This is a genomic window from Chryseobacterium sp., from assembly GCF_022712095.1.
Classification (GTDB): domain Bacteria; phylum Bacteroidota; class Bacteroidia; order Flavobacteriales; family Weeksellaceae; genus Chryseobacterium.
Window position 1 is genome coordinate 1 of record NZ_JALAHD010000059.1, and the last position, 7,560, is coordinate 7,560.

Annotated in this window: 5 protein-coding genes; 1 reads left to right on the forward strand and 4 read right to left on the reverse strand. The window is 36.1% G+C overall.

All coding sequences use genetic code 11. The features are described 5' to 3' along the window. Positions 1-15: 15 nt before the first annotated feature. From Q0A18_RS02895 to Q0A18_RS02910, 4 genes are all read right to left on the reverse strand, one after another. On the reverse strand, positions 16-1,611 hold the full coding sequence (locus Q0A18_RS02895; protein ID WP_292008668.1) for a family 10 glycosylhydrolase: 1,596 nt from the start codon (positions 1,609-1,611) through the stop codon (positions 16-18). Between the two features lie 173 nt (positions 1,612-1,784). Beyond that, positions 1,785-3,107, reverse strand: a complete 1,323-nt coding sequence (locus Q0A18_RS02900; protein ID WP_292008669.1) for a DcaP family trimeric outer membrane transporter — start codon at positions 3,105-3,107, stop codon at positions 1,785-1,787. Positions 3,108-3,309: 202 nt separating this feature from the next. Beyond that, a complete protein-coding gene (gene typA, locus Q0A18_RS02905; protein WP_292008670.1) occupies positions 3,310-5,118 on the reverse strand; it encodes a translational GTPase TypA in 1,809 nt (602 codons plus the stop codon). A 241-nt stretch (positions 5,119-5,359) separates the two neighbouring features. Beyond that, positions 5,360-6,304: a Na/Pi symporter gene (locus Q0A18_RS02910; RefSeq protein ID WP_292008671.1), complete on the reverse strand. Its 945-nt coding sequence runs from the start codon at positions 6,302-6,304 to the stop codon at positions 5,360-5,362. Between the two features lie 185 nt (positions 6,305-6,489). On the opposite strand from Q0A18_RS02910, the gene Q0A18_RS02915 reads away from it, so the two are divergent. Next, a complete protein-coding gene (locus Q0A18_RS02915; protein WP_292008672.1) occupies positions 6,490-6,852 on the forward strand; it encodes a hypothetical protein in 363 nt (120 codons plus the stop codon). Positions 6,853-7,560 lie beyond the last annotated feature (708 nt).

Sequence of the window (7,560 nt, forward strand, 5' to 3'; positions counted from 1 at the left end):
ATCTTCAGTGATTTATTATTTAACTTTTCTTGCCATATAATCACTTTCATTTCCCAGTCTGTCAATTGCTTTTATAGCAACTGCATTTAAAGTTTTACCATCTTTATATTTAGGGATTTCTTTTGAAAGAGTTTCTAAGGTTAAGATCTCTGTTTCCCAAACCCCGTTGTATTGGGTAAACAATACCCACTGAAATACTTTTCCTATTTCTTTATTACTCCAGCTTGCTCTTGTAAAGCTTCCATTATCAGCAATAAACAACGTAGGCTGAGACAATGGCTCTGCTTTAATCCAGGGGCTTTTAGGTATCAACGCTTTTTCTTTATAGGGTCCGTTTTTCAATATACTCAGCATAGCCGGATTTTTAGATAAACCTGCAATACTCCAGTGAATCTCTCCGGCATCTTTTTTGAGTATCTGCCTGGAAATTTCAATCTGATTTTTAATTTCCGCGGGACGGTCCGAAACTTTTACTTCTACCGTATTTAATCCCGGCCATAAGTGACGCTTGAATGTATTTTCGGATTGCCACCAGTTTAGCAAAGGTTCAAACCCCTGTCCTTTTGAGCTGACCGGCCAATACAGCTGAGGAGAAAAATAATCTACCCAACCTTTATTCAACCATAATTTAGCATCTGCATAGAGTTCATCATATTGGGAAGACCCAACTATACCTTCCGGATATCCGGGTTTCCATATTCCGAATGGGCTGATTCCAAATTTTACATATTCTTTTTCAGCGTGTATCTCTTTATAAATCCTTTCCACAAATTTATTAACGTTATCCCGTCTCCAATCTGCTCTGGAAAGGCTCCCTCCATTATTTACATATTCTCTCCATGACGCATTATCCGGAAAGTCTGCTCCTTTGTTATAGGTAGCATACGGATAAAAATAATCATCAAAATGGATTGCATCTATATCATATCTTTTTACAATATCCTTTACTACATTGGAAACATGTCCCTGTGTTTTAGGATTAGCCGGATCTAACCAGTACATTCCATTTTTTAATCGTACTACAATATCAGATAGCTTATTTACCATAGACTGGCTGGTTACTGCTCCTCCATTGGTGTGATGGGCCCGATAAGGGTTAAGCCATACGTGGAGTTCCAACCCTCTCTTGTGAGCTTCTTCAATCCAGAACTGTAAAGGATCATAATTCGGATAAGGACTTCTCCCCGTTTCTCCTGTAAGGAAATAAGACCACGGTTCTAGTGAACTTGTATATAAGGCATCCGCAGACGGACGTACCTGAAATATAACCGCATTAAAGTTATTATCCTTAAGCATATCCAGCATACTGATCGCTTCTGCTTTTTGCTGATCTACAGACAGATCATTCCTGGAAGGCCAGTTGATATTAGCAACACTGGCTATCCATGCTCCACGGAACTCCCGGCTGACTTCAGGAAGGTTTACTTTATACGCTTCTTCCACAGGAGGAGTTACGGATTTCTTTATGTCTACCTGCTCCTTTGGCTTAGAAGCTACTTTAACAGGTTGTCTGGTCGTTGGTTTATTAGGAGTTGATTTTACATTATTCTGTACTGAACAGGAAGCAAGACTTCCCGCCAGCAGGATAAGTTTTAACTGATTTAATTTCATAATTTGAGGAAAAATGCAAATTTAAAAAACGCAAATTTATAAACTTGAAACAGAAAATCAGGTAAACATGTCTATTTTAATTAAATTTTATTGTTAAAGAACTTAAATATTTACACAATAACCTCTGTACAGCAAACCTTTCATTAAGTAAATTCTTTTCTACCATAAATTTTTTAAAACATAAATAATGTTGCCAAATGGAAACGGCTGTTTTTTGCATTAAACTCATTTCCTTTTCCTCTCCCATCAATTTGGGCATCCCCCCATCTTGCCACACTATTTTCTACTTCAAATCTTAGTTTTATCATTTTATTAAGTGACCAGTCTACACGGGGAACGATTCGCCAAAGCTGATCTACACTGCGTCCGCCGGGAGTAGCTGAAACAGCACCCCATGAAGAAGTCACACCATACGTTGCAGGAACTCTTCCTTCTACAGGATGATCTACACCCCTATTTTTTACAATCCCTGCAAAAAGTCCAAAAGAAACCGGCTTAGTGGTAGTCTGTTGGAAGTCAATCCAGGCACTTCTTGTGTTCATTGTACGGAAAAGGTCAGGCTCTCCCGGAGCTGAATATCCTACAAACCCTCCCAGCATAACAAGAGAGGAGGCATTTTGGGCCATCATAGCAGAGGCACTGATCATTAATGGTTTTGTTATTACTCTTGCATACGCCATTGCGGTAAAGCTTTTTACTCTTTCATTATTGACCACCGGTGGTTCACCCGAGGATAACTGAGGTCTCAGCACTTCATACTGTCCTGCAATACCTGCTACAAAACGGGAAGATTTATACTGAACCTGCAAATGGGAAGACGGCATTCCACTATCACGATAAGGGACTGTATTAGGAGTAAAGTCACGCTGAGAATTTAAAGCTGCAATTACTTTGAAATGCTCAGCAAATTGATGAGTTAGCCTTATCTGAGGGTTTCTGTTTAAAGCAAATATAGGTGACCCTGTACCGTAATTTACAACATTAGGTAAACAGTCTAAAATCACCATCGGATGCCAATACTGCCCTATTCCCAGCTGTGTTTTCTCCCAGTCCAGCATTACATAGGCATGACGGAGTCTGAATTCATTGATTCCTGCTTCTGTAGAGCCAAAAAATTCACCTTCCAATATGCCTGATGTCCTAGCACCAAGTATATCAGGTCCTTTTACATTAATCCCGGCACGTGATAATACCGATAGCATATGAAATTTTGATGCGGCATTAATATCCTCTCCGTTAATATCCAAAGCTCTGTCTCTGGGATATAAATGCACTATATTCTCTCCAGCCCCGATATTCTGTCTTGTATCATAGAAAGCATCATGCCTTATAAAGCCATAGAAATCTACTTTTACTGAATTATTTTTCGGTTCTTTAGGAGGAGCTGTTGCTAAGGAATCAGTTATTTTACTTTCTGAAGAGTTTTCCTGTGCCACTACATAAGTGGAAGATAATAAACTCAGGCAGCAACAGGTTTGCAGGATCATTTTTTTCATAGTAGCACCAGTTTTAATCATGAGGCGCAAACATACAAATAAATTTAAAACTAACAAACATTAGTTAGTTTTTCAAACAAATTATTAAACTTTTATCATATTTACTATCAATATCACGAAATAAAAAGACATCAAGTCCAGTGCAATAAATCAGAAAAGGCTCCGTAATACGGAGCCTTTTCTGATTTATAAATTTCAGCAATTATTCTGCTTTAGCACTTCTTTCAGCACGTTTTCTATCTTCTTCAGAAAGTAATTTCTTACGCATTCTGATAAAGTTAGGAGTTACTTCGATACACTCATCCTGCTGGATATATTCCATGCATTCTTCCAATGAGAATAATATTTTCGGAGCAATATTTCCGTCTTTATCTTTTCCGGAAGCTCTCATATTATTAAGCTGTTTTCCTTCTACGATATTTACTACCAAATCTCCAGGCTTGTTCTGTTCCCCAACGATCATTCCCATGTACACTTCTTCTCCCGGATCTACAAAGAATCTTCCCCTGTCCTGTAATTTTTCAATAGAATATGCTGTAGCAGGACCTTGGTTTTTAGATACTAAAACTCCCTGGCTTCTTCCCGGAATCTGTCCTTTAAAAGGCTTATATTCTGAAAATCTGTGAGCCATGATAGCTTCTCCTGCTGTAGCTGTCAGCATCTGGGAACGTAATCCGATCAAACCTCTTGAAGGAATGTCAAATTCCATATGCTGCATTTCTCCTTTGGTTTCCATGATCAAAAGATCTCCTTTTCTCTGGGTTGCCAAATCGATTACTCTTGAAGAAAATTCTTCAGGAACATCCACTACCATTGTTTCATACGGTTCACATTTTTCTCCGTCAATTTCTTTAAGGATCACCTGTGGCTGACCGATCGTCATCTCATAACCTTCTCTTCTCATAGTTTCAATAAGAACTGATAAGTGAAGAATACCTCTACCGAATACTAAGAAAGTATTGGCATCATCAGTCTGCTGAACTCTTAATGCTAAGTTTTTCTCTAATTCTTTTTCTAATCTTTCTTTCAGGTGATTAGATGTTACATATTTCCCGTCCTTACCAAAGAATGGAGAGTTGTTAATAGAGAACGTCATATTCAAAGTCGGTTCGTCGATCGCCAGTCTTTCCAACGGCTCAGGATTTTCAAGGTCTACAAAAGTATCTCCGATCTGGAAAGCATCAAATCCTACTACCGCACAGATATCTCCTGCCTGAACTTCCTGGACTTTTTTCTTTCCTAATCCTTCAAAAATATATAATTCTTTTACTTTTCCTTTGACAATTTTATCTCCTTCCTGAGCTAACCCTATCCACTGTCCTTCTTTTAAAGAACCTCTGATAACTTTTCCAATAGCAATCCTTCCCAAGAAAGAAGAATAATCTAATGAAGTCACCTGCATCTGAAGATTTCCTTCACTTATTTTTGGCTCAGGAACATGCTCCAGAACACCATCAAGTATAGGCAGGATACTGTCTGTAGGTTCTAATGAAGTATTAAACCACCCTTGTTTTGAAGATCCGTAATACGTTGGGAAATCCAATTGCTCTTCAGTAGCATCCAATGCAAAGAAAAGGTCAAATACTTTATCATGAACTTCTTCGGGACGGCAGTTTTCTTTGTCTACTTTATTGATCACAACAATAGGTTTCAATCCTAATTGAAGAGCCTTATGCAATACGAAACGTGTTTGCGGCATAGGTCCTTCGAATGCATCCACCAACAGCAAAACTCCGTCTGCCATTTTCAATACTCTTTCTACTTCTCCTCCGAAATCGGCGTGACCAGGGGTATCAATTACATTAATTTTTGTGTCTTTATAAGTAACAGAAATATTCTTGGATAAAATAGTAATCCCTCTTTCTCTTTCAAGGTCATTATTATCCATAATTAATTCCCCGCTCTCCTGATTCTCTCTGAAAATGTTGGTAGCGTGGATGATCTTATCAACCAAAGTTGTTTTACCGTGGTCAACGTGTGCGATAATCGCAATATTTCTAATGTTTTGCATATAAGATTTTTACGGGTGCAAAAATAGTGATTTCGGATGAATAATTTAGCAAGAATATGAATTAATTAACAAATTCATAATGAGAATATTATCTCAAGCATAATCAAAAACCCATTCAGCTCCAAAGAATTATATTTAAATTCAATCTGAAATTTATGAATCAATTCATTAAGCTTTAATTATCAATCTCATGGAATATTTAATGAAAAGTAAATCGGAGAAGTCAATATAACCTATATATTCAGGCATTTTTCCAAATTGCATAACGCTCCATTCTGTTTTGTAATGCAATAGCTATTTTTTTTAAAAATGGAAGAGAGATCACAGAAATAATTACATTAAAGAACAAGTGCGCATAGGCCACCTGAAAACCAATATCATCCGTCAGTGACTGTGTAAAACGGCTTAAGAGATTAATAAAGGGAAAGATTAATATAACCCCAGTAAGGTTAAACAAGAAGTTTGCAATAGCTGCTAATTTCGCCCATTTATTCAACTGCATAGAGACGATAACTGCTGTACTGGTAGTTCCTACATTAGCTCCTACAATAATGGAAATAGCGCTTTCCACAGGAAGTACTCCCTGCTGAGTCAGTAAAATAGCCAGTCCTGTAGTTACCGAACTCGACTGAACTATTAACGTTACTATGATTCCCCCCAATACTCCTATAAAATGATTTTCCGTCAGCTTCAATACTGAAATGATAACGGGATCATCCTTAAGAGGTCCTATTGCAGTATTAATCAAATCAAGACTGAATAGTATAAGTCCAAAGTAAAAGATAGACTTACCAATCAGCTGAACTTTAGTCGGAATCATACTGATGACAGTTCCCAAAAGAATGAAGAAGGGGGCGATAAATTCCATATTCAAAGTAACTAACCAAACAGTAGAAGTAGAACCTAAATTAGCTCCCAACAGCACTGAAAGACTATTAGCAAATCCAATTACTCCTGCATCTACAAGGGAAACTGTAATAGAGCTTACTGCTGTACTGGATTGTATAATACTTGCGAGAATAACTCCCAAAACAAAACCTGAAAAACTGTGCTGAGTCAACCGGGAAATTAAATTCTCAAATTTCTCAGAGCTTATGCTCTTGATTTCATTACTAAAACTTTTAAGACTGTATAAGAAAAGTGAAATTGTTGCTAAAATAACGACAAAAGTCTGGAAAGTAGACATGCTTACTAATTTATTAGCGGATAAATTTAAAGAGATTATTTTAAAAATAAAATTCCATAATTCTGTTTTAAAATTAAAAAAATTCAGTAAGGAGGTTTATCTTAATTATATCAATATCTTTGAGAGAAACTAAGAATCAATAAAAAATAAATAAATCATTTTTAAATTTTAAAGTAAGTAAGGTAATGAATCCTAAAGAACTCAGAATTGGAAATTATATTCAGATTAATGAAAAAGTAGCCAATGTCAATTTCGAACTCTTCCGATCTTTGCATGAAAAGGAAAAAGCGATATCCAATAAGAATCTTTATACGTTAAAAGTATCCCCTATTGAACTGACGGACGAATGGTTTAATACTTTTGGTTTTGAGATCAGAGCCAAAGGTTATACCGATTCAAAACTCAGTGCCATCACCACCGCAGAGATCATTAAAGAAGATGGGGAGTTCAGATTTTATCCGGGCTATACACATGCTTACATAAGTATAAAATATGTCCATCAGCTTCAAAATTTATATTTCAGCCTAACCCATCAGGAAATACAATAAACAAAAGCTCCCGTTAAGGAGCTTTTTTTACAAATATTTAGGAAAATATAAAATCACAGCATTAAAATTCCAAAGTTGATGAAACACTGCGAAAAAACTATTGTTTTTTACACTCAGACAGAAATTTCATAATCATGAAATTCACTATATCAGTTTCTCCACGTGGTTCTCTAGGCTTTTCAGTTTCATAAATTTCCCATACCTCATCCCAATGCTTATCAATATAATACACCATACATTCTTTATAAGGATCAGGCGTATTATTATGGATATGTTTTAAAAATTTCTCTTTGTGCCTAGCCTTAGAATTTATGCAGCTCAATAATGAAAGTATGATAACCAATACTATACTTATTTTTTTCATTTCAATTAATATATTCTTATCTTGTTCAAACTGAGTCATCTTTAGATACTACTCCATTCAATGTTATCTCTATTATTCAAGATCAAGTGAATTCAACATTCAAATTTATAAACTTTTAGTTTATTAAAACCCTAAAATTTCACTATCTTAGTGATTAGTTACAACAATGGATTTTGAATTTATAAATGAACTCACATTGTGAACTGCTTTCACATTTCACTATCTTAGTGGTTAGTTACAACAATCATGTGTTTTTTCGTATTGTTTAACTTGTTGTGAACTGCTTTCAAATTTCACTATCTTAGTGGTTAGTTACAACCCATTGTTCTCGCATTGTTTCAATC